The 25,052-nt window shown below is 32.3% G+C and carries 22 protein-coding genes; 10 read left to right on the top strand and 12 right to left on the bottom strand.

Features of this window, described 5'->3' with window-relative positions; all coding sequences use genetic code 11:
* Positions 1-4,667: DUF8693 domain-containing protein (locus RM697_RS10590; RefSeq protein WP_311427865.1), on the top strand; the 4,667-nt coding region annotated here is incomplete at its 5' end.
* A gap of 4 nt (positions 4,668-4,671) precedes the next feature.
* On the opposite strand, the gene hisS is transcribed toward RM697_RS10590, so the two are convergent.
* Complete coding sequence (gene hisS, locus RM697_RS10595) at positions 4,672-6,369, bottom strand: histidine--tRNA ligase (RefSeq protein ID WP_311427866.1); 1,698 nt, start codon at positions 6,367-6,369, stop codon at positions 4,672-4,674.
* A gap of 167 nt (positions 6,370-6,536) precedes the next feature.
* Here hisS and RM697_RS10600 point away from each other — a divergent pair, with 167 nt between their 5' ends.
* Positions 6,537-7,778, top strand: coding sequence for an ABC transporter permease (locus RM697_RS10600; RefSeq protein ID WP_311427867.1), 1,242 nt, complete (start codon positions 6,537-6,539; stop codon positions 7,776-7,778).
* 24 nt (positions 7,779-7,802) lie between these two features.
* Here the strand turns inward: RM697_RS10600 and RM697_RS10605 are convergent, their stop codons facing one another.
* From RM697_RS10605 to rpsF, 5 genes are all read right to left on the bottom strand, one after another.
* Positions 7,803-8,273 carry a DUF6495 family protein gene (locus RM697_RS10605; RefSeq protein ID WP_311427868.1) on the bottom strand — a complete coding sequence of 157 codons (471 nt, stop codon included), beginning with the start codon at positions 8,271-8,273 and terminating at the stop codon, positions 7,803-7,805.
* A 2-nt stretch (positions 8,274-8,275) separates the two neighbouring features.
* Positions 8,276-9,136 (bottom strand): glycerophosphodiester phosphodiesterase family protein, encoded by an 861-nt coding sequence (locus RM697_RS10610; protein ID WP_311427869.1) that lies wholly within the window; start codon positions 9,134-9,136, stop codon positions 8,276-8,278.
* A gap of 84 nt (positions 9,137-9,220) precedes the next feature.
* A complete protein-coding gene (rplI, locus tag RM697_RS10615; RefSeq protein WP_311427870.1) occupies positions 9,221-9,673 on the bottom strand; it encodes a 50S ribosomal protein L9 in 453 nt (150 codons plus the stop codon).
* A gap of 13 nt (positions 9,674-9,686) precedes the next feature.
* Entirely contained in the window at positions 9,687-9,983 is a 297-nt protein-coding gene (rpsR, locus tag RM697_RS10620; protein ID WP_311427871.1) for a 30S ribosomal protein S18, read from the bottom strand.
* Positions 9,984-9,985: 2 nt separating this feature from the next.
* Positions 9,986-10,330, bottom strand: coding sequence for a 30S ribosomal protein S6 (gene rpsF, locus RM697_RS10625; protein ID WP_311427872.1), 345 nt, complete (start codon positions 10,328-10,330; stop codon positions 9,986-9,988).
* A 201-nt stretch (positions 10,331-10,531) separates the two neighbouring features.
* On the opposite strand from rpsF, the gene RM697_RS10630 reads away from it, so the two are divergent.
* A complete protein-coding gene (locus tag RM697_RS10630; protein ID WP_311427873.1) occupies positions 10,532-11,227 on the top strand; it encodes a LytR/AlgR family response regulator transcription factor in 696 nt (231 codons plus the stop codon).
* A 2-nt stretch (positions 11,228-11,229) separates the two neighbouring features.
* On the opposite strand, the gene priA is transcribed toward RM697_RS10630, so the two are convergent.
* Positions 11,230-13,680 carry a replication restart helicase PriA gene (gene priA / locus RM697_RS10635; protein ID WP_311427874.1) on the bottom strand — a complete coding sequence of 817 codons (2,451 nt, stop codon included), beginning with the start codon at positions 13,678-13,680 and terminating at the stop codon, positions 11,230-11,232.
* A gap of 144 nt (positions 13,681-13,824) precedes the next feature.
* The gene (locus RM697_RS10640; protein WP_311427875.1) at positions 13,825-15,864 is read right to left on the bottom strand and encodes a dipeptidyl-peptidase 3 family protein; all 2,040 of its coding nucleotides are present in this window, start codon (positions 15,862-15,864) and stop codon (positions 13,825-13,827) included.
* A gap of 94 nt (positions 15,865-15,958) precedes the next feature.
* Between RM697_RS10640 and RM697_RS10645 the strand changes: the two genes are divergently transcribed.
* Both RM697_RS10645 and crcB read left to right on the top strand, forming a co-directional pair.
* On the top strand, positions 15,959-17,005 hold the full coding sequence (locus RM697_RS10645; RefSeq protein WP_311427876.1) for a GyrI-like domain-containing protein: 1,047 nt from the start codon (positions 15,959-15,961) through the stop codon (positions 17,003-17,005).
* A gap of 81 nt (positions 17,006-17,086) precedes the next feature.
* The gene (gene crcB / locus RM697_RS10650) at positions 17,087-17,452 is read left to right on the top strand and encodes a fluoride efflux transporter CrcB (protein WP_311427877.1); all 366 of its coding nucleotides are present in this window, start codon (positions 17,087-17,089) and stop codon (positions 17,450-17,452) included.
* A 27-nt stretch (positions 17,453-17,479) separates the two neighbouring features.
* Here the strand turns inward: crcB and RM697_RS10655 are convergent, their stop codons facing one another.
* The 3 genes from RM697_RS10655 to RM697_RS10665 all read right to left on the bottom strand — a co-directional run bounded on the left by RM697_RS10655 (position 17,480) and on the right by RM697_RS10665 (position 19,270).
* Positions 17,480-17,677, bottom strand: a complete 198-nt coding sequence (locus RM697_RS10655; RefSeq protein ID WP_311427878.1) for a hypothetical protein — start codon at positions 17,675-17,677, stop codon at positions 17,480-17,482.
* Between the two features lie 144 nt (positions 17,678-17,821).
* Positions 17,822-18,646 (bottom strand): TIGR00266 family protein, encoded by an 825-nt coding sequence (locus RM697_RS10660; protein WP_311427879.1) that lies wholly within the window; start codon positions 18,644-18,646, stop codon positions 17,822-17,824.
* Positions 18,647-18,814: 168 nt separating this feature from the next.
* A complete protein-coding gene (locus RM697_RS10665; RefSeq protein ID WP_311427880.1) occupies positions 18,815-19,270 on the bottom strand; it encodes a DUF4442 domain-containing protein in 456 nt (151 codons plus the stop codon).
* Between the two features lie 143 nt (positions 19,271-19,413).
* On the opposite strand from RM697_RS10665, the gene RM697_RS10670 reads away from it, so the two are divergent.
* The 5 genes from RM697_RS10670 to RM697_RS10690 all read left to right on the top strand — a co-directional run bounded on the left by RM697_RS10670 (position 19,414) and on the right by RM697_RS10690 (position 24,011).
* Complete coding sequence (locus RM697_RS10670) at positions 19,414-19,860, top strand: DUF4870 domain-containing protein (RefSeq protein WP_311427881.1); 447 nt, start codon at positions 19,414-19,416, stop codon at positions 19,858-19,860.
* A gap of 80 nt (positions 19,861-19,940) precedes the next feature.
* Positions 19,941-20,282 (top strand): PadR family transcriptional regulator, encoded by a 342-nt coding sequence (locus RM697_RS10675; RefSeq protein WP_311427882.1) that lies wholly within the window; start codon positions 19,941-19,943, stop codon positions 20,280-20,282.
* Complete coding sequence (locus RM697_RS10680) at positions 20,279-22,153, top strand: PspC domain-containing protein (RefSeq protein ID WP_311427883.1); 1,875 nt, start codon at positions 20,279-20,281, stop codon at positions 22,151-22,153. Before RM697_RS10675 ends, RM697_RS10680 begins: the two co-directional genes overlap by 4 nt.
* 99 nt (positions 22,154-22,252) lie before the next feature.
* Positions 22,253-22,981, top strand: coding sequence for a head GIN domain-containing protein (locus tag RM697_RS10685; protein WP_311427884.1), 729 nt, complete (start codon positions 22,253-22,255; stop codon positions 22,979-22,981).
* A 199-nt stretch (positions 22,982-23,180) separates the two neighbouring features.
* Positions 23,181-24,011: a GIN domain-containing protein gene (locus RM697_RS10690; protein WP_311427885.1), complete on the top strand. Its 831-nt coding sequence runs from the start codon at positions 23,181-23,183 to the stop codon at positions 24,009-24,011.
* 45 nt (positions 24,012-24,056) lie between these two features.
* Here the strand turns inward: RM697_RS10690 and trxB are convergent, their stop codons facing one another.
* Entirely contained in the window at positions 24,057-25,037 is a 981-nt protein-coding gene (gene trxB / locus RM697_RS10695; RefSeq protein WP_311427886.1) for a thioredoxin-disulfide reductase, read from the bottom strand.
* Positions 25,038-25,052: the final 15 nt, after the last annotated feature.

Genomic DNA, 25,052 nt, shown 5'->3' on the forward strand with positions numbered 1-25,052 from the left:
TTAACGATACTGAAGATCCTAATACAATTAGTTTACCGTTGATAAACGCAGAATGTGGAACTACTGTTTCAACGCCAACAATTACCGATAATTGCGGAGGAACAATTACGGGTACTACATCAGATCCAGTGACATTTTCAACACAAGGGTCTTATGCAATCACATGGAATTTTGACGATGGCAATGGCAACAATATAAATATTATTCAAAATATTATTATTGATGATGTTACAGATCCAGTTGCTAACTGTCAAGACTTAACAGTACAGTTAGACAATATAAGTGGTACAGCTTCAATTACACCTAATCAAATTAATAATGGATCAACAGATAATTGTGGCATAGCCAATTTATCTCTATCAAAATCTATGTTTGACTGTACAAATATTGGTTCTAATATAATTATTTTAACTGTTACTGATGTTGGTGGAAATACGGATACATGTACAGCTAATGTAACTGTAGTTAGCCCAACAATTAGTGGAGGAACAGTAACAGGTTATTTAAATAATACCGAAACACCTGCTGATGCAGATGATTTAGTCGAAGTTACCGCTTGTCCTGACGAACCACAAAATGCAACTTTCACAGTTAATGGATATACAGGTAATATTGTAAGATGGGAATCTTCAATAGATGGAGGAGTTAACTGGACATCAATAATAAATACGACTAATACATATTATTACCCTAATATTTTAGAAACAACTTTATTAAGAGCTGTTATACAAATTGGTTCATGCCAAGCAACTTCCACAATAACAATTGTCTCAGTAATACCTCCAGACATACCACCTACAATTGTAGGATCGTCAAGCTTTTCAGTTTGTTTAGGTGATGATGTCACAGTAGAAGCTCAGAGTGAATTTGGTATAAATCCAAATTTTAATAATGGAGGAATGTTTAATGAAGCAAACCTTAACAATCTAGGTTGGGAAGTCGATGGCGCTGCTGAAATGTCTGCTGGTGGAAATAATACTAATAATACTTATTGGAAATTAACTAATGGTCCTAAAAAATTTAATGGTCGTTGTTACGACTCACCTGATGGAAATAAATTTGCAATTGTAAGTGGAATTCCTCAATATGATGCTCCAGACCACACCATTACTCCATTATCAACATTAGAAACTTCTATATTCAATACATTAGGTTTAGTTAATGCTTCTTTAGAATTTGATCAAGCCTATTATTTAGAAGCCGGAGCTTGGTGCCTAATAGAACTCTCTCTTGATGGAGGAACTACTTATTCTGTAACTTTAGATCCTGGTGCAACCTATAATTATACTGGTCCTAGTGATACAGGTTTTGGTGACGTTGGCTTTAATGGACAATGTCGTAATTCTCCAGGCACGTATATAGACAATCATGTATCTATTGAATTGCAAAACTACGTTGGGTTAACAAATTTAAGAATTCGTTTCACCTATTCTGGTACAGCAAATAGCACATGGGCTTTAGAAAATATTACCATTCCTCAAGCACCTGTTGACGAAGTTATAGAATGGACTGACGAAACAGGTACTGTAGTGACTACAGGATCTACAACTACTATTACTCCAGTAACACCTGGTGTACAGACTTATGGTGTTACTTCATTAATCAACGGTTGTAGATCTGATGGAGATGAAGGAACAGAATTTATAGATGTAAGTGTTTCCTTCGCTTATGCAGGGAAAGATATTTCTCCTATACTTGGTGAATGTGGAAAATCAACTGTTTCTCTTAATGCTTATGATAATACATTAACTGCAGCACAGAATATAGCAAATGGTGCTTATAATAATAATTATACAACCGGAGATTATCCAGGAACTGGAGATGCTGGTGTTTGGTCAGTAGTGTCTATGCCCAATTCTTGTGGAGGCAACTATTCATTTTCTAGTGCTTTATCACCAGCAAACCCTTTAGGAGATCCTAGCGCATATTTCACTGGAGACCCTGGTACTTATACATTAAGATGGTCTATAGCCGACTGTTCGTTTGACGATGTTGAAGTTACCATTGACAATTGTAATACTGTAGATTTTGACGGATCTGATGATTATGCCACATTTGGTGATAATTTTGATAGGAGTTCTGACTTTTCTTTCGAGGTTTGGGTTAAACCTGAATTATTCTCAGGAATACAATCCATTATTTCTAAGAGAGATGCTAACAATTTAAATACTGGTTATGATTTAAGGCTTAGCAATGATGTATTATCCTTTAATTGGAATAATTCTGGTGTTGTAAGCTGCCCATATAATTTAACTACTAATAGATGGTATCATGTTGCTGTAACATTTTCATCTAACGCTTACAGGCTTTATATAGATGGTATTTTAGTTAATACAACTGGAGGCGCAATACCTTCACCAAATACCAATAAATTTTTATTTGGTGCAATGGATACTAATACATTGCCAACACATTACTTTAATGGTTGGATTGATGAAATTAGAATTTGGAACACAGCTCTAAATGTTGATCAAATTAGAGAAATGATGAATCAACAGATTCAAAGTAATGGTAATTTAGTAAGAGGGGAAATAGTACCTCTTGATATTTCTGGGTTAAACTGGACTAACCTAGATGGCTATTATCGTATGGATCTTAACTGTGGTAGATTAACTACTAATGCTGGAAGTGTAAATGGCCGTTTAAGAAATATGTACACCTCTCAGCAACAAACTGCACCTCTACCATACACCACAAATAGTGACGGTAATTGGTACGAAGAAACGCCTTGGACTTATGCAGGTGTTTGGGATGCGCCAAATAGTATGGGTCTTGATAATGAAACCATTATCGACTGGAATATTGTAAAGACATCTCACAATATTATATCTAAGGGAGATACTAAAACTATTAACACTTCAATTTATCCAGATCGAGAACTTAATGATATTGTTGTTTTAGGATTAGTTTCCGATACAGCAGGAAAAGAATTAACTATAATAAATTCCTTAGAAACAGAGAATGAAAACAACTCTGGGAAACAGTTATTAATAACACATTATTTAGAGTTAGATGGTACTATTGATTTGGTGGGTGAATCTCAACTCGTTCAAAGTGAGGGCAGTATCTTAGACCAAGATAGTGGTGGTACTATAGAACGTGATCAGCAAGGAACAGGCAATAGTTTTAATTATAATTATTGGACATCCTCTGTAAATCCACAAACACCATCTGGAATTGGTCAACTTGGTATTGGTATACCAAGTACAAATGCAAATTATTCTATTGCTAATGTAATTAGAGATGGCACAAATTCAACAATTCCTGCGGCTATTAACTTTCAAGCTCCTTACACAGCTGCTGATGGTGTGATAACTTCTCCTATTACTTTGAGTTCATATTGGTTATTTAAGTTTAATGGTACTGCAAATGATTACAATTCTTGGATTTCTATTGATCAAAACACATCATTACAAGCTGGAGAAGGCCACACTATGAAAGGAACTTCTGGGTTACTTTCTATAACAACACCTCAAAATTATGTCTTTAAAGGTAAACCGAATAATGGTAATATTTCTTTAAGCATTTCAACAGACAATAACAGACTTATTGGAAATCCATATCCTTCAGCAATAGATGCTAATGAATTTATTTTAGATAATATTAATGAATATAGTGGTAGAGCTACAACTAATATTATTAATGGTGCACTATACTTTTGGGATCATTTTGGTGGTGGCTCTCATATCCTCCAAGAATATGTTGGTGGTTATGCAACATACACGTTATTGGGTGGTGTTAAAGCAATTTCTAATGATATACGTATAAATGACAATGGTTCTGAGGGCACTAAGGTTCCTGGACGTTACATTCCAGTAAATCAAGGATTTTTTGTATCGACTTCATTAGACCCAAGTTTAACGAATACTACAACTACTGTTACTGGTGGTAATATTGTATTTAAAAATAGTCAAAGAACTTACAAAAGAGAAGGTATAGATAATTCTGTAATGTTTAGAACAACTGAGATTTCTGAAATAGACGAAAGACAAAAAATAAGATTAATGTTTGATTCACCCTCAGGTTATCACAGACAATTATTAGTAGGCGTAGACGAATTAACAAGCCCTGATTTCGATTTAGGGTTTGATGCACCACTTATTGACATTAATACCGAAGACATGTTCTGGGACTTTGATGATGTGAAATATGTTATCCAAGCAGTAAATAATTTTGATGAGGATCAGATATTACCTATTGGATTAGTAATAAACGAAGAAGGTTTAATCGTTATTAGAATAGACCAATTAGAAAACATTTCTGACAATACACCTATTTATATATATGATAGTCTTTTAAATACATATCACAATTTAAGAGAAAGTAATTTCGAAATTCAGCTAATAGCAGATCAATATCTAAACAGATTTTTTATTACATTCCATAATGATACACTAAGTATAAATTCGTTAGAAAAAGACAAACTTGTTATTAGTTATTTAAGTAATTCTCAATATATTTTTATAAAAACTCTACATGGTCATCCAGTTGACAAAATAGAGCTCTATAATATTATAGGTCAAAAAGTTAGAACTTGGCTGGATAAAGAAAGTAATTCTTCAGATAGTATTTCTGTTCCTGTAATTGGTGTAGCTCAAGGCACTTATATCGTTAAAGTATATAGTAACGACTTAATATATAACAAAAAAATAATAATAGATAATTAATATACTAACTAGGATTGATAATTTTTCCTATAAGTTGATCAATGTTAACGCTATCTTGAATGCCAGAACTCATTTCCTTAAAGGTAAACGTATTTGTTATCATTTCTTCTTCACCTACTAAAACTACAAAAGGAATGTTTCGCTTATTAGCGTAATTCATCTGTTTTTTCATTTTAGAGGCGTCAGGATATAACTCAGCATTAACACCAATTTCTCTTAAAATTTTTATAGCTTTTAAACATGATAATGCTTCTTTATCTCCAAAATTAATAAATAATACATCTGTAGATTTTGCTATTGTTTCAGGAAAAAGATTTAACTCTTCTAAGACTAAATAAATACGATCTAATCCAAAGCTTATACCTACTCCACTGACGTGTTTTAGTCCAAAGATTCCTGTAAGATCATCGTAACGACCTCCTCCACCAATAGAACCCATTGAAACAGATTCTGGTGCAGCAACCTCAAAAATTGCTCCTGTATAATAATTTAAACCTCTAGCCAAAGTAACGTCTAATTGAAGAGTTGAAGACGTTAAACCTAGCGTTGAGATTGCTTCACTAATAAATTCTAATTCTTCAATACCTTTAAGGCCTTCTTCCGATGAGGCTAATATGGGTTTTAATTGTGCAACTTGGTCTTTAAAACTACCAGAAATACCAAATAATGGTTGAAGTTTAGAGATACCATCTTCTGGGATACCTTTAGAGCGCATCTCGTCTTTTACCTTCTCCTCTCCTATTTTGTCTAGTTTATCTAAAGCTACTGTAAAATCTATGAGTTTATCTTTAGCACCAATAACTTCTGCAATACCTGTAAGTATTTTTCTGTTGTTAATCTTTATGGTAGTACCTTTTAAACCTAAAGCCGAAAAGACAGCATCATACAATTGTACAAACTCCACCTCTTGCCATAACGATTTAGAACCTACAACATCTGCATCACATTGATAAAACTCTCTAAACCGTCCTTTTTGTGGTCTATCTGCTCGCCAAACAGGCTGAATTTGATAGCGTTTAAACGGCAACTCTATCTCGTTTTGGTGTTGTACCACATAGCGTGCAAAAGGTACTGTGAGATCATAGCGTAAGGCTTTTTCTGAGATTATTGATGAAACTTTAGAATCATAATTAAATAACCATGTAGAAAAAACTTGAGATGCCAATTTACTTGCAACTAATTTTCTGCTTTCGTCAAAATTTTTAAAATCATCATCTATATCATTAAACAGAATAGCAACTTCATCCTTATTTTCATCAATTGTATGCATAATTGCACTCTCATACTTCTCATCAAATATTTCAATACCTTTGAAATCACTTCCAACTAGCTCTGATTCAAAAAATCTTTGATAGAACGTTGAACTAGCTCTTTCATTCTTCAAAAACTCTAATACATCTATATTCTCATTATGAAGACGAAATGCATAGGCTTCAAAAAACCTAATAGTTCTTTGATTAAAAAATTGCGTGAACTTTGATAAATAATCACCAGAATTCAAAATCTTAAAAATTAAACGATCGCCTTCATCACCATATTTTCCCATTAAAGTGTCCGAGTTTTCAAAACTTGGAGTTTCAATAGGCTGAAATCCAAAGCGCTCAAATTGTTTTTGTATCGTATTAAAAATATAACGACGTTTTGCAACTTGCTCTGGATTAAAGTCTCTGGTACCTTTTGGTATACTTGGTTTTTGTGCCATACTCACTTCCTGTGAAAGCAGGAATCTCTTTTTAGTGATATAATGAATTAATCACAAAAATATTATAAAATAAGCAGTCCATGAGAAGTTATTTTAAAATAATAGTAACTTTATTGACTGTTTATAGTCTTATAATAAACTAATCAACACTACAAGAAAAAAAATTCATGTTTTCCCTAGTCAAAGAGAATATTAAAATTGCAACGGGTTCTATTAAAAGTCAGTTGCTTAGAACCATCCTTACTGTTTTTATCATTGCTATTGGTATTACTGCTCTTGTTGGTATTTTAAGTGCTGTATCTGCCCTAGAAAATACTATTGCTGGTGACTTCTCTTCAATGGGTGCCAATACCTTTAATTTACAGCGTTATGAGTTTAATACGCAACGTCAAAGTGGTAGAGAACGTCAAAAAATAAATCCTATTATAAGTTATAGAGATGTAAAAGAATTTGAAGACAATTATAATTTTCCATTTACAAAGACATCTATTTCTTTTTTTGGAACCTCACAAGCTGAAGTTAAATACGAAAATGAAAAAACAGATCCTGAAGTCTCAGTTTTGGGTATTAACGAACATTTTATTCAGAACTCTGGATTAGAAGTATCAGAAGGTCGTGAATTAAATTATTTTGATGTTGCCAATAGTAATAGTGTATGTATTATTGGTAGTGATTTAAAAAAGGCTCTTCTTTCTGATGTTAACCCAATTGGTAAAACTATTAGTATAAGAGGTGCTAAATTTAAAGTCGTAGGTGTACTCAAATCTAAAGGTGCTACGTTTGGTAATAATCAAGATTTAAGAGTGCTATTACCTATTCAAAAAGCGCGCACAATTTTTACCAATGCTAATATAAATTATGCGCTGAGTATTAAGGTTGATAAAAAAGACATGCTCGAAGGTGCACAAGATGATGCTATAATGACCTTTAGAAATGTTCGTGGATTAAACCCAATAGAAGAAAATAATTTTGGAATTGAACGTAGTGATGACCTTATCAATAGAATTGGTTCTATAACTCAGTATCTATATATTGCTGCTTGGATTATTAGCATTATTACCATTTTTGGATCCTCTATAGCCTTAATGAATATTATGCTGGTTTCTGTTACTGAGCGAACCAGAGAAATAGGTGTTAGAAAGGCTTTAGGTGCAAAACGTAAAACTATAGCTTTTCAGTTTTTTATGGAAACTTTAATTATTGGTCAAATTGGTGGTCTAGTTGGTATTGGGCTAGGAATCTTGGTTGGTTGGGGCGTTTCAGCAATTGCTAAATTTCAGTTCACTACACCGTGGCTCGCTATGTTTAGTGCTTTTGCTATTTGTTTTTTAGTAGCTATTATTTCTGGCTTATTCCCAGCAATTAAAGCGGCAAAATTAGATCCAATTGAGTCGTTACGCTACGAGTAGTTATTAGCAGTTTAGTATAAAAAATTAACTGATAAGGTCTTCAAAATAAGTAAATAATTCACCTTTAGTAATCACTGCTCCTTTTTGAATTAATTGAAACATATCTTGAAGTTTATCTTCTGAATAGTCTTTTTTAGCATTATAAAATTCTATATCATCAGACATTAGATTTTCTCTTAACCAATTATAGCCTTCTTTAGTGGTAAGATTATGAGTATTGTTTTTAAGTTTTAATGCTATAAGGTGCATGTTTTCATCAGCACAATGAAACAAATGCATTTGGTTTGGCGATATATGCTCTAAATATTTCACATTTTGCAGTACTCCTTGCCAAACTAAATCGCTAAAAACATCCAGCTCTTGCTCAGCTACTTTTGGTTGATTTTGTTTAATATTTGCCCATTCTTTGGCTGTTATAGATTGAGACGCTAAAAAATTAATGAACTCTTGGTGAAGTTCTTCAAACTGTTCTTTGGTTAATCTTGCGTATTTCATGCTTAGTTATTTTTTAAGGCTTTATTTGCTTTAAACGGTCTATCAGTAGCTATAATATCTATTCCTAATTTTTTCCAATTATTGTACAAATGATCACCACGAGCTTTAGCTCTTCTATCTAAGTTTCCTAGAGTACCTAAAATACAAAGCACGTCTTTTGAATGGATTGCATCAAAAAGTGAAGTGTCAGATAATCGCGTTCCAGTAAATGCTAACATATTCTGAAATGGAATTCCAGAGTTTATAAGAGTATTCCATTCCTTAAAGTTTCGGGCCGAAACAGATAATAACAATTCTGGTGCTAATTCATAAGCTTTTTTTGCTTGTTCTAAATCGTAAGTAATTAGTATACAATGATCCTCAGCTTCTTCATTACGGATAACATCAATTACTTCAGATACATCTACATTGTGCTTAATATCTATAGTTAAAAACACCTGACTAGTTTTCACCCATTTAAGAACCTCAACAAGTGTTGGTATTTTAAACGAAGTTCCGGAACCAAAATCATCTTTTAATACATATGTTTTTAGCGTTTGTAATGTTAGATTAGAAACCAATCCTGAACCGTTAGTAGTTCTAACTATAGAGTTATCGTGCATTAAAACCAAACGATTATCTTTAGTTTTAGCAATATCTATTTCAAAAACTACAGGTATACTATCTGAGATATGCATCATGGTTTCCAAACAATTTTCTGGATAACCAACTAATCCTTTTCCTCCTCTGTGAGCACTTATTACTGGCACTCCTTCAGATGACACTCTAAAAACCTCTATGGGTTTTGAAGTCTTTATTATGGTATTATTAGACTTACAACCTAATACTACAATTAAGATGAATAGAGCGTATACGTTTTTCATAAGGATAGTTTAATCATTTATATAGTAGTACAAAAAAGAGCTTTCAATAATGAAAGCTCTTTTTTATTTGTATAAAATATACTTTTACTTTGCTTCAGCAACAACTTCGAAAGGAAAATCTACAGTTACTTCTCTATGAAGTCTAATAACTGCATTATATTTTCCTAAACGTTTTACGTTACCTCCAATAACATTAATAAATTTCTTTTCAATGCTATGGCCTGCTTTTTGTAAAGCATCAGCCAAGTCGATATTATTAACAGATCCAAATAATTTGTCTCCTGTACCAACTTTAGAAGGTATTTTTATCTCTAAACCAGCAAGTGCTTCTGCTACTGCATTGGCATCATCGATGATTTTCTTTTCTTTGAAAGCACGTTGCTTTAAGTTTTCTGCTAATACTTTTTTAGCAGATGGCGTAGCTAATACAGCTTGGCCTTGAGGGATTAAAAAATTACGACCATAACCGTTCTTAACTGTTACAACATCGTCTTTAAATCCTAAATTCTCAACGTCTTGTTTTAATATAAGTTCCATTGTTATGTCTTTATTATTTTAATAAATCAGCTACGTATGGCATCAATGCTAAATGACGCGCTCTTTTTACAGCAACTGATACTTTTCTTTGATACTTTAATGATGTTCCTGTTAAACGACGTGGTAATAATTTACCTTGCTCGTTTACAAAACCTAATAACCAATCTGCATCTTTGTAGTCTACATACTTAATACCAGACTTTTTAAAACGACAATATTTCTTTGCCTTTTGAGTATCTATATTAAGAGGTGTAAGATATCTAATCTCTCCTTCTTTTTTTCCTTTTGCTTGTTGATCTATTGTTGACATAATTACGCTTTTGCTTTTTGTTTAAGTTTTTCTCTTCTTCTCTCAGCCCAAGACACAGCATGCTTGTCTAATTTTACTGTTAAGTAACGCATAAAACGTTCATCACGTCTAAATTCAACCTCTAAAGGAGCAATAGCTTCTCCAGTAACTTGATACTCAAATAAGTGATAAAAACCACTCTTTTTGTTTTGGATTGGATAGGCTAACTTTTTTAGTCCCCAATCTTCTTTCGATATCATCTTAGCACCTTTAGAAACAAGAAAATCTTCGTATTTCTTAACTGTTTCCTTTATCTGATCTTCAGATAAAACGGGATTTAAGATGAAAACAGTTTCATAATGATTCATAAATAAATATGTATTTATTGTTAAAAATGGGTGCAAAAATAGGTATTAATCCCTTATCTAACAACATTTTTAAGCAATTATTTAAAGCTTAAACAGTATTGTTAAAATTTTGTTAAATACAACACTTTGTCGATGTTTTTTGGTTTTTGACCGAATTTTTTGTAACATTGTCGATATCTTAACCTAAAAGAAATAAATGTTATGACTTTAAACTGTGTAGTAGTTGATGATTCTGCAATCCAACGCTTATCCATAGTAAAGTTAATTGAGAATCATTCCTCACTTAACCTTATTGCAGAATACAGCAGTGCACTAGAGACCAAAAATGGTTTAAATACACACAAGGTAGATCTTATCTTTTTAGATATTGAAATGCCTGTATTAAACGGATTTGAGCTTCTAGATGTACTAAACAACAAACCCCAAATCATATTTGTTACTGGTAAAACAGAATATGCATTTAAAGCGTTTAATTATGACGCAACAGATTACTTACAAAAACCAATAACCAAAGAACGTTTTAACGCAGCTGTTGAAAAAGCCCTAGAACAACACAAGTTAAAGTTAGACTTTAATGAAACAGATGGTGAACATATTTTTGTTAAAAGTAATTTAAAGAAAAGAAAAGTTTACATAAGAGATATTAAATGGATTGAGGCCTTAGGTGACTACGTAAAAGTTGTAACAGAAGAAAATAGCCTGGTTGTATTATCTACTATGAAAGCATTTGAAAAAGAATTACCAGAAGGTAAATTCCTAAGAATACACAAATCTTACATTGTTAATTTAGATAAAATTGACAGATTTAATAGTAAGAATGTTGAAGTAGGTGCTTATGAAATACCTTTGAGTAGAAATAAAAAGACACAATTGGTAGATGCATTAAATAATATGTAATTCTAATAATTATCGACATTTAAAACTACTCTAACCGATTTAAATTCTGATATACTTGTGAAGCTATTCTTAACTTTAAGAATGGCTTCTTTTGTTTTAGTAATAGATTGATTTCCTGGAATCTTAACTAAAATATGCTTGTTATATTGATTTCTAATGCGTGCTATAGATGGATACTCTGGCCCTAAAACATTAGAACCTAAAATTTGACGTAATGATTTTGCCATCCAATCCGAAGCTAAATTAACTTTATTGTAATCCTTTTGTCTCAAGGTTATACGTATAAGCCTGTAAACTGGTGGATATTTAAAATTATGGCGCTGATCTATTTGTTCGTCGTACATTGATTTATAATCATGAGAAGCTACTTGTTGTAAAATCTTATGATATGGATTATATGTCTGAATTAAAACTTTACCTCTACTACCTTGTCTACCAGATCTTCCTGCTACTTGAGCCATTAATTGAAAACTACGCTCATGTGCTCTAAAATCTGGGAAATTTAGTAATGTATCTGCATTCATAATGCCGACTAAACGAACATTTTTAAAATCTAAGCCTTTAGTAAGCATTTGCGTACCGACTAATATATCTACAGAGCCACTCTCAAAAGCATTAATTACCTTTTTATAACCATGTTTACCTCTCGTTGTATCTAAATCCATACGAGCTACCTTATAGTTTGGAAATAAAAGTTTTACTTCTGTTTCAATCTGTTCTGTACCAAAACCTTTAGTATCTAAACTAGTATTACCACAAGCATCACAATTTTTAATCATAGGTATATTATGACTACAATAGTGACAACGTAATTCACTTCTAAATTGATGATAGGTTAAACTAACATCACAATTAGGACATTGTGGAGAATGACCACAAGTTTTACACTCTACAATTGGTGCAAACCCTCGCCTATTCTGAAATAATATAATCTGACCCTTTTCTTCAAGACTGAACTGTATTTCTTCTATTAATCTATCCGAAAAATGGCCAGTCATTCGTTTACGCTTCAGCTTATCCTTAATATCTACCAACTCCATTTCTGGTAATAATAAATTATTAAAACGCTCATTTAGCTCAACTATACCATACTTCTTGTTTGAAGCATTATAATAACTCTCTAAACTTGGTGTCGCAGAGCCTAAAAGAATTTTAGCGTTACTGAATTTTGCTAAAACTATTGCTGTGTCTCTGGCATGATATCTTGGCGCAGGATCAAATTGTTTGTAGGATTGTTCATGCTCCTCATCAACAATAATTAAATCTAAATTTGGTAATGGTAACAATACTGAAGAACGAGCTCCCAGCACTATAAAACCTTCAGAAGTATTATTTAATAATTTATACCAAGCTTCAACACGTTCATTTAAGCTATATCTTGAATGATATACAATAACTTTTTCGCCAAAGTAAGATTGTAATCGCCCAACTAATTGTGTTGTTAAAGCAATTTCTGGCACTAAGTAAAGTACATTTTTTTGCTTGGATAAAGCAGAAGCAATTAGCTTAGCATACACTTCAGTTTTACCAGATGAAGTGACACCATGTAACAGTGCCACGTCATGATTTTTAAAAGCCGATTTAATGTCTTCTAACGCTTTATTTTGAAATTGATTAAGTGATTTTTGTTCTAACCGATTATCATCATTAAAAACAACTCTATCTTCTTGAATATAGTCTTCTAAGAAAACACCTTTATCAATCAAAGCTTTTACTGTTGTTGAAGAACCTCCTGAAACTTTAATAAGATCTGAAACTTTTGTAGCTTTAATTTTACCAGAATTAATAGAGAAATAGCTCAATACCATTTGCTGTTGCTTCTTAGCACGTTTTAGTTGTTCTATTAATTCTTGAAGTTTTTCATCGTTACTGTAAATAGCATTTAAATGAACATAGCGTACCAGTTTAGGCTTATATTTTTCGTAAATCTCTTCATGAACTTCAATAATACCTTTCTCTAATAATTGTTTTATAAGAGGCAAAACCGTCTTTCTATCTGTAATGGCAGCAATTTCTGCAACTTTTAATTTTGGTCTAAATTGTAGCGCTTCATAAATTAAAAATTCATTATCACTTAAATCTAAGTCATTAAACTCTAACTCTATTTTTGAAATTAGTGTCTCGCTTTCCAATAAAAATGCACTAGGTAATGCAGCTCTCATGACTTCTCCCAAACTACACATGTAATACTTAGATATCCAGTTCCATAAGTTTATTTGTTGGTTTGTAATAACTGGAGACTCATCTAATATTTGATGAATAGATTTTGGCACATAAACCTTTGGTTCTTCATGATGAATTTTTGAAACAATTGCAGTATAAATCTTAGACTTACCAAAAGGTACAGCAACTCTAGTTCCAACAGAAACAAAATCAGACTCAGCCTTAGTTATACTATAGGTGTATAATTTTTGAAGCGGAATAGGAAGAATAACGTCTATGAAAAAATTCAAAAAAATACGGTTGTTTTAGCTTTAAGTGTATACACAAATATACTTGAAATTGGCGCGAAACATAATATACAATTGATCACTGTTTTTAATTAATAAAAAAAGCTGCTTCAAAAGAAGCAGCTTTTAAAAGATTATTGTTTTTATCTAATTTACTTCTGGTAAAAAGCTATAGTTTTTACTATACTCTAGCATTTGCCCAGGAAAGGACTCAGGCTGAGTTACATTTATTGCAGTAATTTCGCCATTATCATCCATTTCAGGAACTAGAACAGGATTAACAAATCCACTGTAAGGAGCAGATGTAAACTGTTTATTACGCTCTAAAACCTCAGCATGGACAGCTTGGTCTACTTTTACACCATAACCTTCAACCAAAGCTTCAACAGCATCATAATCACCTTCAGACTTAATTCGCTGTGTCTCTCTTAATAATTGACCAAATAATTCATGCAATTTATCATAATCATTTATGTTGTAGTAGGTTTTACCATCTCTAGTTACTTTTTCAATAACATTATCAGCTTCACCTTTTTCAAAAACCCAAGCCGAAACCCATTGTCTATTTACCATATGTGCTTCCTCTACATCATCACCTAGTTTTAATCTAATTAATTGAGTCATTAAACCATTTCTAATATAACCATCATAGGCAGCCATACCAACAGCTTTCCAATCTTCTACAAGTCCAAGTTCTTGTAATTTAGGATTGTATAAATAATACAAGCCAACTAAATCTGCTCGCCCTTCTTCTAAAGTAGAAGCATATTTCTTTAAGGTTTCTTTAGTTTCTCCAACACCAGGATTTAACTGACCAGAAGCATGACCAACAACTTCGTGTAATGCTGTATGCAACTTATCAGCTAGCTGTCCATATTTTTTTTCTAAATCGTACTCATCACTATCATGTACAAATTCTTTTAAGCGTCCAGAACTCCCTGAGTTATTGTAAGCATTAGTAATGTTGCCAAGAGATACAGATTTACTACCAACCTCTTTTCTAATCCAGTTAGCATTTGGTAAATTAACTCCTATTGGTGTACTTGGTGATGCATCACCAGCTTCACCTGCCACAGTAACTACTTTATAAGTTACACCAACAACACTGTCTTTTTTATGGGCTTCCATTAATGGTGAGTTATCTTCAAACCATTGCGCATTTTCAGATAATACAGCCATTTTTTGAGACATATCAAAATCGTTAATTTGAACAATAGTCTCATAAGATCCTCTGTAACCTACAGGATCATTATATACTTCTATAAAACTATTAATATAGTCTACGTTACCATCTGTTGCAGCAGTCCAAGCCACATTATAATCGTCCCAAGTTTGCAAATCACCTGAATTGTAATAACTAATTAATAGACCTATAGCATCGCCTTGAGCTTTATTTTCCGCAACTGATTGTGCTTTTTCTAACCATTTTACGATTTCATCTATAGCAGATCCATATAATCCACCCGATTTGTAAATACGCTCTTTTAAAACACCATTCTCCTTAACTAACTGTGAATTAAGACCAAAAGATAAGGGTCTGTCTGGATTAGGTGATACTTTTGCTTTATAAAAATTCTCAACATCTGCTGTTGTAACATCTGGACCATAAAAATTAACGGCAGACTCTAAAACATTATCTACACCTTTAGCTTTATTTACTTTTTTAGCATCTTTATCATTAAAAATAACATCAAAAGCTTCTCCTTCTAAAGTGGTATTAGTAGCTGTTAGTATATCTCTTAAATAATCAGCATTAAAATCTGGCTTAATTTTATCATTACTATAATGATGATGAATACCATTACTAAACCAAACACGCTTTAGGTAAACTTCAAAGGCACTCCAATTATCAGAAGACTTATCTCCCGAATATGTAGTATATACATTTTCTAAGGCCTTTCTAATTTTTAAGTTATGTCTGTAGTTTTGATCCCACATAATATCTCTACCAGCTAATCCAGCTTGTGTTAAATAATAAACTAACTTTTGCTCTTTTAAACTCAGTTTATCCCAACCTGGAATTTGATAACGTAAAATTTTAAGATCTGCAAATTGCTCAACACTAAAGTTAAATTTTGTTTCTTCTAAGTTCTCAGTAACATCTTCGGCAGTTTCAGCTTTATCTGTTTTACAAGACCACATCATTGATACCATAAATACCAACGTAATTATTGTTTTTAATTTCATTATAAATAAGTTATTGTAATATTCACAAATGTACTATTTATAAGCAACAGTTAAAAATTCTTATATTTGGAATTACAACCTAACTTTTACTAAAATGAAACTATTTAAGTACTTCTTATTAATCGTACTTATACTTACCATTGGTGCAGCTATATATATTGCTGTTCAACCTAATCAGTACGATGTAAAACGAAAACAAATTATTAAAGCACCAGTAGAATTAGTGTTTAACAACATTAATGATTTTAAAAACTGGGAAGATTGGGGACCATGGATGGATGATGACCCAACCATTGAGGTTAGTTATGCTGATCAAACTTCTGGTGTTGGTGCTTCTTACACTTGGACGAGTAAAGACGGTCCTGGACGTATGAAAACAATAGCCTTAGAACGGAATAAATCTATCACTCAAGAATTACAATTTGGTGATTTTGAACCTACTGAAACACATTGGACCTTTGAAGAAGTCCCTGAAGGAACCGAAATAACGTGGAATATGAAGGCAGACCAAGTACCATTTATATTTAAAATGTTTGGTGCTATATCTGGTGGAATGGATAATATGCTCGGAGAAATGATGGAAAAAGGCTTCGCTAAAATGGATGGTGTGATGAAAGAAGAGGTGAAAACATACAATAAAACCATTGCAAACTCTTTTAAACTTGGAACAATAGAAGAATTAGATTTACCGACTCAAAAGTTTATTGGATATTTACAAAAAACAACTACAAAAACAGCAATGGAAGATATGACCAAGTTGTTTATGGAATATATGCCTAAAGCAGGAATGCATGCAGCCCAGTATTTAGAACAAGGGGATTATATACCTGGAGCTTACTACACCAAATGGGATGACGAAAAAGATGAGGCTGAATTTTATATTGGTTTACTTCTAAAAAAAGATTTAGCACCTGCCGAAGGGATGACATCCATTATTATACCTGCAAGCAAAACACTAAAGATTTCTAAATATGGACCTTATGGTATTGGAGACATGGAAGCACATACTAAACTCAATGAATATTTGTCTATTAACGAATATTCAAACAATCAAAAAAGTTATGAACTTTATGTCAATGATCCGACTTTAGTAAAACCTAATGAGATACAAACAGACATTTATTATCCTGTTAAAAAGTAAGAGGATTTAAAATAAAAGGCCTGCTAATTTTAGAGCAGGTCTTTTTAATTTTTTGCTACTTTCGTTACTATTCTAAATAATATGAAACAAGCATTTTTAGTTTTTATTGGTGGTGGATTCGGAAGTGTATTACGTTTTCTAATAGGTAAATTATGGAATACTAATGCAGACGGGATTCCTTATGGAACATTTGCTGCAAACATCTTAGGAAGTTTATTCATTGGTATTATTCTTGGAATGGCAGCAAAAAATGATTCATTAACCCAAAACCAAACCTTATTATTAGCTACAGGGTTTTGTGGTGGCTTTACCACCTTCTCTAGCTTTGCTTATGAAAACCATGTGTTTTTAAAATCTGGTGACTTTACCAGTTTTGCACTATATACGATTGGAAGTTTTATCATTGGTTTTTTAGCAGTATTCTTAGGTTTATTTTTAACGAAATAAAAAAAGCGACTCGTAAGTCGCTTTCTTTTATGGTTTTAAATAAATTAAACATTGATTAAGTTCTGGGTTTTGTTGTACTAGAGAATTAATAAAAATTCGCAGCTCTTCTAACTCATAAGGTAATAAACGCTTTACTGCTTTTTCAACTTCTCTACAAAACAACGTAGCATCAAAACTAACTTTTTTAAGTACAGTTTTGGTGTACTCGAACATTGCTCTTGCCATTGTAATTGATATTAGGTTAAGATTAAGTAATATTTATTATAGGCGTTTATATATTGATTAACGTCTAAATATACTCAAAAATTATATCATTTATAAATCTTAAACATAAGTTTAACAGATAAATTATAGTTATGAAATTAATAACTAAAACCTATTATCGCCATCTAGCAAATCTCCAAGACCTCCTAAAATACTGCCTTCACCTTTACCTTTTCCTCCTCTTGGCACAGATTTTAATACACGTCCTGCAAGGCGACTAAATGGTAGAGACTGTAGGTAAACCGTACCAGGTCCTTGGAGTTTTGCAAAGAATAAGCCTTCACCTCCAAATACAGTATTCTTAAATCCTCCGACAAATTCTATATCGTAATCTACATCTTGCGTGAAACCAACAATACAACCAGTGTCTACTCGCATTATTTCACCTGGAGCTAAAACACGTTTAGCTGTCGTACCACAAGCATGTACAAAAGCCATACCATCGCCTTCTAGTTTTTGCATGATAAAGCCTTCTCCTCCAAATAAGCCACGACCTAGTTTTTTAGAAAACTCAATACCAACACTAACACCTTTAGCAGCGCATAAAAAAGCATCTTTTTGGCAAATAAACTTTCCATCAAATTCTAATAGGTCAATAGCAGTTATTTTTCCTGGATAAGGTGAAGCAAAAGATACGTTGCGTTTACCTGTTAGGTTATTATAAAAGGCAATCATAAACAAACTTTCTCCAGTTAAAATTCGTTTTCCTGCGCCTAAAATCTTTCCAAGAAACCCTTGATCTTTTTTAGAGCCATCACCAAAAATGGTTTCCATTTTAATACCATCATCCATCATCATAAAACTTCCGGACTCTGCAATAACACCTTCGTTAGGATCGAGTTCTATTTCTACATATTGCATTTCTTCACCATAAATACGGTAATCTATTTCGTGAGCATTTCGTTCAGAAAAATCAGGTAGTTGTTCCATTATTTTAGTTTTTTTAATTGATGTATCTATTGGTTGTCTAAAATAGAATTTTGTTACATTAGACTAAAGAATGCGACGTCATTTGTACCGCATTCTTCGCAATGACATCATAATTTTAAATATTCTACTGAAAACTGAGACTACAAACTTCATACTTAAAAGTATAATCTAAGATTTTACTTTTAAAGTCCATTCAAAATTAAAATCAGAAACTTGAACGCCTTGTTCATTTACACCTTTTGCATTTAACCAAACCGTTTGTCCTTCTCCTGAAGTAATAGCTTTAACCAAAGCCTCATTTACTTTTTCACCCCCTTTACAAGTAAAGGTAATTCTACCAGTTGCTTTTTTTGTAAAGCTAGCATTATTATTAGCTACTAACATAGACACTTTTTTACCAGACTCTTGTATTTTAGACATTACGAGAGCTCCTGTCGTTAATTCTGCAGCCATTCCCTGTACTGCCCAAAACATAGATTTAAAAGGATTCTGATTAATCCATCGATGTTTTACAGTAACAACACAAGTCGTATCAGTAATCATTTTTGTTCGCACTCCAGTAAAATAAGCAGCTGGTAACTTAAACAAGGTATATGTATTTAGTTTTTTTGGTGTAATAGTCATTTAGTCTTCAATTTTTGATAAAAATAGTGATTATTTAACGAGATATATATGTTAATATTATGTTAATTTTTAGTACTATGTTTTGCATAATACCTTTTTTTGGATATATATTTGCATAAGAAACTATTATATGTTTTAAAACCATGATCGATAATCACCAAAAAAATCTAGCTACTTTTATTCATTTATCCACCTTCTCAAGGTTTATAATTCCTTTAGGGAATTTTATTGGGCCAATTATACTTTGGGTTGCTAACAAGGATAAATCATCTTTTGTAGATGAACATGGTAAACAAGCTATTAATTTTCAGATCAGTATTTTATTGTATGCCATACTATTTGGATTATTAAGTATTCCGTTTTTTGCTATTAATATTTTTGATGGCTTAGATATTTTTAGGTTTCACAACCTTTATAATTTTCATATAAGTTTTGGTAAACCGTCTCCTCTGTTGTATATAACAGGAGGTCTTGGAATCATTGCATTCTTAGGCTTTCTTTTAGAATTAGCTTTTATTATTAAGGCCAGTTTGTCAGCTAGAGATGGAGATTCATATAAGTATCCTTTAACCATCAATTTCATCAAATAATTTCACCTTGAGTTCAATCGAAGGGCAATCAAAATCAAAATCAAAAAATGAACAGTTTACAATTTAAATCTCATTAAAATATGAAGATAGAAAACACAAAAGCACAAATGCGCAAAGGTGTATTAGAATATTGCATTTTATCTATATTAAGAGATGAAGATGCTTATGTAGCAGAAATTCTAGGCACACTTAAAGAAGCTAAGATGCTCGTGGTAGAAGGAACAATTTATCCTTTATTAACGCGATTAAAGAATGCTGGTCTTCTTAACTATAGATGGGAAGAATCTACATCTGGACCACCAAGAAAATATTACGGTCTTACAGAAACCGGAAAATTATTTCTAAAAGAATTAAACACAACTTGGAGTGAATTACAGAATGCCGTTAACCTAGTAACAAGCCAAAAAACCACAAAAAAATGAATAAAACAGTCAATATAAATTTAGCAGGTATATTTTTTCATATAGATGAAGATGCATACAAAAAGCTCCAGCGCTATCTTGAGGCTATAAGACGTTCATTTACAGACTCTCAAGGTCGTTCAGAAATCATAGCAGATATTGAAGCAAGAGTTGCTGAACTCTTTAGTGAACGCGTTGAAAATGATAAACAAGTCGTCTCTATTAAGCATGTAGAAGATGTGATTGCTATCATGGGACAACCAGAAGATTATTTAGTTGATGATGAAATTTTTGAAGACGAGCCACAACCAAAAAAGAAAACTTCGTCTACTAAAGCAACTAAGAAGCTATTTAGAGATACAGAGAGCTCTTACATTGGAGGTGTTGCCTCTGGTTTAGCACACTATTTAGCAGTAGATGTAATATGGATAAGATTATTATGGATACTATTCGCTTTAGGTTCTGGTGGCACATTTATTATAATATACTTAATATTTTGGGCCTTAGTTCCTGAAGCTCTTACAACTTCAGAAAAACTGACCATGGCTGGAGATCCTGTGACGATCTCTAACATTGAAAAAAAAATTAAAGACAGTATTGAAAGTGTTGTAGACACAGCCAAAAATATTGATTTTGAAAAGCATGGCGACAAACTAAAAGAAGAGATTAATAATGTAACAGATAGCATTACAGATTCTGTCAAACAAATTGATTTTCAAAAAAAAGGAAGTAAGCTAAAATCGAGCTCAAAAAGTTTTTTCGGAGGATTAGGTGATGTTATCGGGTTTTTCTTAAAAGCCATTGGAAAATTTATAGGGATTATACTAATTATAACAGGAGCAGCTGCATTATTAGGAATGATTGTTGGCTTATTCTCCGTAGGAATATTTGATTTTATTCATATTCCAGGAATCGACTTCGCTTACGCTGCTATAGCTTCCAATACACCTGTATGGTTAGTAAGCATATTAACATTTCTTGCTGTTGGAATTCCATTCTTCTTTTTGTTTTATGTTGGATTACGAATTTTAGTATCCAACCTAAAATCAATAGGTAACATTGCTAAGTTTTCATTGCTAGGACTTTGGTTATTTGCTATTATTGGATTAGTAATCTTCGGTGTAAGACAAGCAACTGAGCATGCTTATACAGGAAACTTTACAAAAAAATCGACATTACCTATTAGTACAACCGATACACTAAATATTAAGATGACTGCTCAAGATAATATGACTTTTATTGGAGAAAGGCATAGAATGTTTGAGGATAACTGGAGATATGAAGATAATAAGTTTTATAGAAATGGTGGTTTTAATATCGTATTTAATGAAGAGGATGAAAAATATATTTACTCAACAGATATTCGTCTTATTGTAAGATCAACTAATGAAGATATGGCTTATATAAGTTTAGAAAAAAGAGCACAAGGCAGTAATTACAAGAATGCTTCTGAGCAAGCTGAAAATGTTATCTATAATTTTAAAATGGATGGCAATACCTTATTGTTAGATTCTTATTTATTAACTGAATTTGAAAACGGTTTCAATTTTGAAGAAGTTACTATTAAACTCTATCTCCCAATTGGTACAATTATCAATGCAGACAAGAACACCTACACGTATCATAGAAATCAAAGCCACTTCAACGATATTTTAGACAATGGTATGGAAGATTACTATCTAGAAGTAATTGATGGTGATTTAAAATGCTTAAACTGTCCTTTAGAAAGCATTGAAGATGTAAAGACTAATAGGTCCACTCAAAATAGTAATAGAGAGGAAAAACTAGAAGTTATTGTTAATAACGATAGTATTGTAGCAAGTAAGAATGGTGTTAACGTTAAAGTAAGTGATAAAGATGGTGTGAAAATTTCATCTCATAATAATAATTAACAATCCATCATATTTAAATAACAATTGAGTAATTAAATATTAAACTTAATAAGCATCAAATCTATTTTTATCAAAAAATCAATCAAAAACAAATAAATCATGACAACACTAACAAAAATTATCATCTCAATACTACTAGGATTTCTGGTGACTTCCTGCAACATGGACTTTAGAATAGGACAAGGTGTTATTGGTAATGGAAACGTTATCACAAAAGAACGCTCGGTAGAAGGCTCTTTTAATGCTATACAGGCAAGTAGTGGTATAGACTTATACCTTACTCAAGGAAATAGCACTTCTGTAATTGTAGAAGCCGATGAAAACTTACACGATATTATCATCACAGAAGTAGAAAATAATACATTGAAAGTATATTTAGACGAGAATGTAAAACGCTCTAAATCGCAGAAGGTTATGCTAACATTTAAAGATGTATCCTCTATTAAATCTACCAGTGGAAGTGATGTGTACTCAACAAACACCATTAAAACCAAAACATTAAACTTAAAATCTACAAGTGGTAGTGATTTGGAATTGTCAGTAAATGCAGAAACTATTGATTGTAAATCTACAAGTGGTAGTGACATGAAATTATCTGGAACTGTAGATTACCTAATTGCAGAGGCAACCAGCGGAAGTGATATTAAAGCTGGTGATTTAAAAGCAATGTCATCTAAAGTAAAAGCAACTAGTGGAGCTGATATTACTGTAAACACCTCTAAAGAATTGGTTGCAAAAGCTACAAGTGGTGGCGATGTAAAATACTATGGAAACCCTGAAAAAGTTGAAAAAACCGACGGTGTATCTGGTAGCATAAGCAAACGATAGCAACTTAAATCAATCAATCAAAACAATCAACCAAAACGATTACAGTCTTTAATTTAACTGTAATAATCTAACCAATCTATAAACCATTTCAAGCTCTTATTTAGAGTTTGGGATGGTTTTTGTATATATTTGTTATCGATGTATTATTGTGACATTATCTAATAAATGTGTCTAATTAATAGTACAATAACGCTAATACATGAGAAAATTATTATCGATACTAGCTCTAATTATGGTTACTAGCACAACCATCTTAGCTCAGGAAAAAATTAAAGGAAACAGAGATGTTACCATAAAACAATCTTACGTTGACGCTTTTGAAAAAATAGTCATTAGTAATGATTTTGAAATTGAAATAGCTTACAACGAAAAACCTTCAGTTGAAATTGAAACAGATGATAATTTACATGAAGTTATTCAATTTGGTGTAAATGAAGGTACGTTGTCATTTTCTACTACAAAAAAAATTACCAGTAAAAAGAAATTACACATCATAGTCTATTATTCAAATATCCTTAATAGCATTGAGCTTAATGATGGTGCCGAGATTAGATCATTAACCTCCTTAGAACTTAAACATTTAGATTTAAAATCTTCAGGGAATTCTAGAGCTTACCTTAACATTAGAACAGGAAACTTTAACTACCAAGGAAGAGAAAAAGGTAAAGCCAGACTTAACGTTACTGCAGATTCTTCAAAATTAGAATTAATAGATAATAATAAAGTTGAAGCTCTAATTAATTCTAAATCCGTTACAATTGATTTGTATCAACGTTCTGATATTAGTTTAGAAGGTAATTCTGAAACGTCTGAACTTCAATTAGATAATTCTGCTGGTTTAAGTGGTAAAAATTTTACGACCAAGACTTGCAACTTAATTTTAGAAGGAAGAAGCTCAGCCACTTTAACAGTCATGGAATCTATTACACTTGAAGCTTCAGGCAATACTAGTGTTTACCTCTATGGAGAACCATCTATAGTTATTGATAAATTTACAGGTACTGCCAAACTCCAAAAACGAATGCAATAAAAAAAGCCGAAGTAACACTTAGGCTTTTTTTATTAATATCTAATCTTAATTATAAGTAGATGTACTAACTTCAAACGTAGAATCCTTTGCAGCTAAGTAGCGCTCAGCATCTAAAGCTGCCATGCAACCAGTTCCTGCTGCTGTAACAGCTTGTCTATAAACATGATCTGCAGCATCTCCAGACACAAACACACCTTCAATATTTGTTTTAGACGTACCTGGTACATTAATAATGTAACCTGTTTCGTCTAAATCTAAAAACTCTTTAAAAATATCTGTATTAGGCTTGTGGCCAATAGCTACAAAAAATCCTGTTGCAGGAATATCTATAGTATCTCCTGTAATATTATTTTTAGCTCTAACACCAGTAACAACTTGACCATCGCCTAAAACCTCATCAGTTTCGGTATTTAATAAAATGTCTATGTTTTCTGTATTTCGTACTCTAGCTTCCATGATCTTAGAAGCTCTAAACGCATCACGTCTTACCAACATCGTTACCTTTTTACAGAGCTTAGATAAGTAATGTGCTTCTTCACAAGCAGAGTCACCTGCACCAACAATAACCACGTCTTGATTTCTGTAAAAAAAGCCATCACAAACAGCACATGCAGAAACACCACCACCTAGCTTTAGATATTTTTGCTCAGAGTCTAATCCTAAATACTTAGCAGATGCTCCAGTTGAGATGATAACAGTATCACAATGAATTTCTTTCTCATCATTAACCCAAACTTTATGCACGTCTCCATTAAAATCAACTTTTGTAATCCAGCCATGACGCACATCAGTACCAAAACGCTCAGCTTGTTTTTGTAACTCTATCATCATTTCTGGTCCAGTAACACCTTCTGGATAACCAGGGAAGTTTTCAACATCATTGGTCGTTGTTAGCTGACCACCTGGTTGTGTTCCTTGATATAACACAGGAAACATATTAGCTCTAGAAGCGTAAATAGCAGCTGTATAACCTGCAGGTCCAGAACCTATAATTAAGCATTTTACTTTTTCAATTGTATCAGACATGTTTTATATATAATA

It is taken from the genome of Microcosmobacter mediterraneus (genome assembly GCF_031846265.1).
Taxonomy (GTDB): domain Bacteria; phylum Bacteroidota; class Bacteroidia; order Flavobacteriales; family Flavobacteriaceae; genus Microcosmobacter; species Microcosmobacter mediterraneus.

Coding starts and splice junctions, on each gene's coding strand:
- rpsF (WP_311427872.1), bottom strand. CDS start 10,330: ATGAATCATTATGAAACTGTTTTCATCTTAAATCCCGTTTTATCTGAA.
- RM697_RS10670 (WP_311427881.1), top strand. CDS start 19,414: ATGATCGATAATCACCAAAAAAATCTAGCTACTTTTATTCATTTATCC.
- RM697_RS10645 (WP_311427876.1), top strand. CDS start 15,959: ATGAAACTATTTAAGTACTTCTTATTAATCGTACTTATACTTACCATT.
- RM697_RS10610 (WP_311427869.1), bottom strand. CDS start 9,136: ATGAAAAACGTATACGCTCTATTCATCTTAATTGTAGTATTAGGTTGT.
- rpsR (WP_311427871.1), bottom strand. CDS start 9,983: ATGTCAACAATAGATCAACAAGCAAAAGGAAAAAAAGAAGGAGAGATT.
- trxB (WP_311427886.1), bottom strand. CDS start 25,037: ATGTCTGATACAATTGAAAAAGTAAAATGCTTAATTATAGGTTCTGGA.
- crcB (WP_311427877.1), top strand. CDS start 17,087: ATGAAACAAGCATTTTTAGTTTTTATTGGTGGTGGATTCGGAAGTGTA.
- RM697_RS10680 (WP_311427883.1), top strand. CDS start 20,279: ATGAATAAAACAGTCAATATAAATTTAGCAGGTATATTTTTTCATATA.
- RM697_RS10640 (WP_311427875.1), bottom strand. CDS start 15,864: ATGAAATTAAAAACAATAATTACGTTGGTATTTATGGTATCAATGATG.
- RM697_RS10605 (WP_311427868.1), bottom strand. CDS start 8,273: ATGAAATACGCAAGATTAACCAAAGAACAGTTTGAAGAACTTCACCAA.
- RM697_RS10630 (WP_311427873.1), top strand. CDS start 10,532: ATGACTTTAAACTGTGTAGTAGTTGATGATTCTGCAATCCAACGCTTA.
- RM697_RS10675 (WP_311427882.1), top strand. CDS start 19,941: ATGAAGATAGAAAACACAAAAGCACAAATGCGCAAAGGTGTATTAGAA.
- RM697_RS10600 (WP_311427867.1), top strand. CDS start 6,537: ATGTTTTCCCTAGTCAAAGAGAATATTAAAATTGCAACGGGTTCTATT.
- rplI (WP_311427870.1), bottom strand. CDS start 9,673: ATGGAACTTATATTAAAACAAGACGTTGAGAATTTAGGATTTAAAGAC.
- RM697_RS10665 (WP_311427880.1), bottom strand. CDS start 19,270: ATGACTATTACACCAAAAAAACTAAATACATATACCTTGTTTAAGTTA.
- RM697_RS10660 (WP_311427879.1), bottom strand. CDS start 18,646: ATGGAACAACTACCTGATTTTTCTGAACGAAATGCTCACGAAATAGAT.
- RM697_RS10690 (WP_311427885.1), top strand. CDS start 23,181: ATGAGAAAATTATTATCGATACTAGCTCTAATTATGGTTACTAGCACA.
- RM697_RS10655 (WP_311427878.1), bottom strand. CDS start 17,677: ATGGCAAGAGCAATGTTCGAGTACACCAAAACTGTACTTAAAAAAGTT.
- hisS (WP_311427866.1), bottom strand. CDS start 6,369: ATGGCACAAAAACCAAGTATACCAAAAGGTACCAGAGACTTTAATCCA.
- RM697_RS10685 (WP_311427884.1), top strand. CDS start 22,253: ATGACAACACTAACAAAAATTATCATCTCAATACTACTAGGATTTCTG.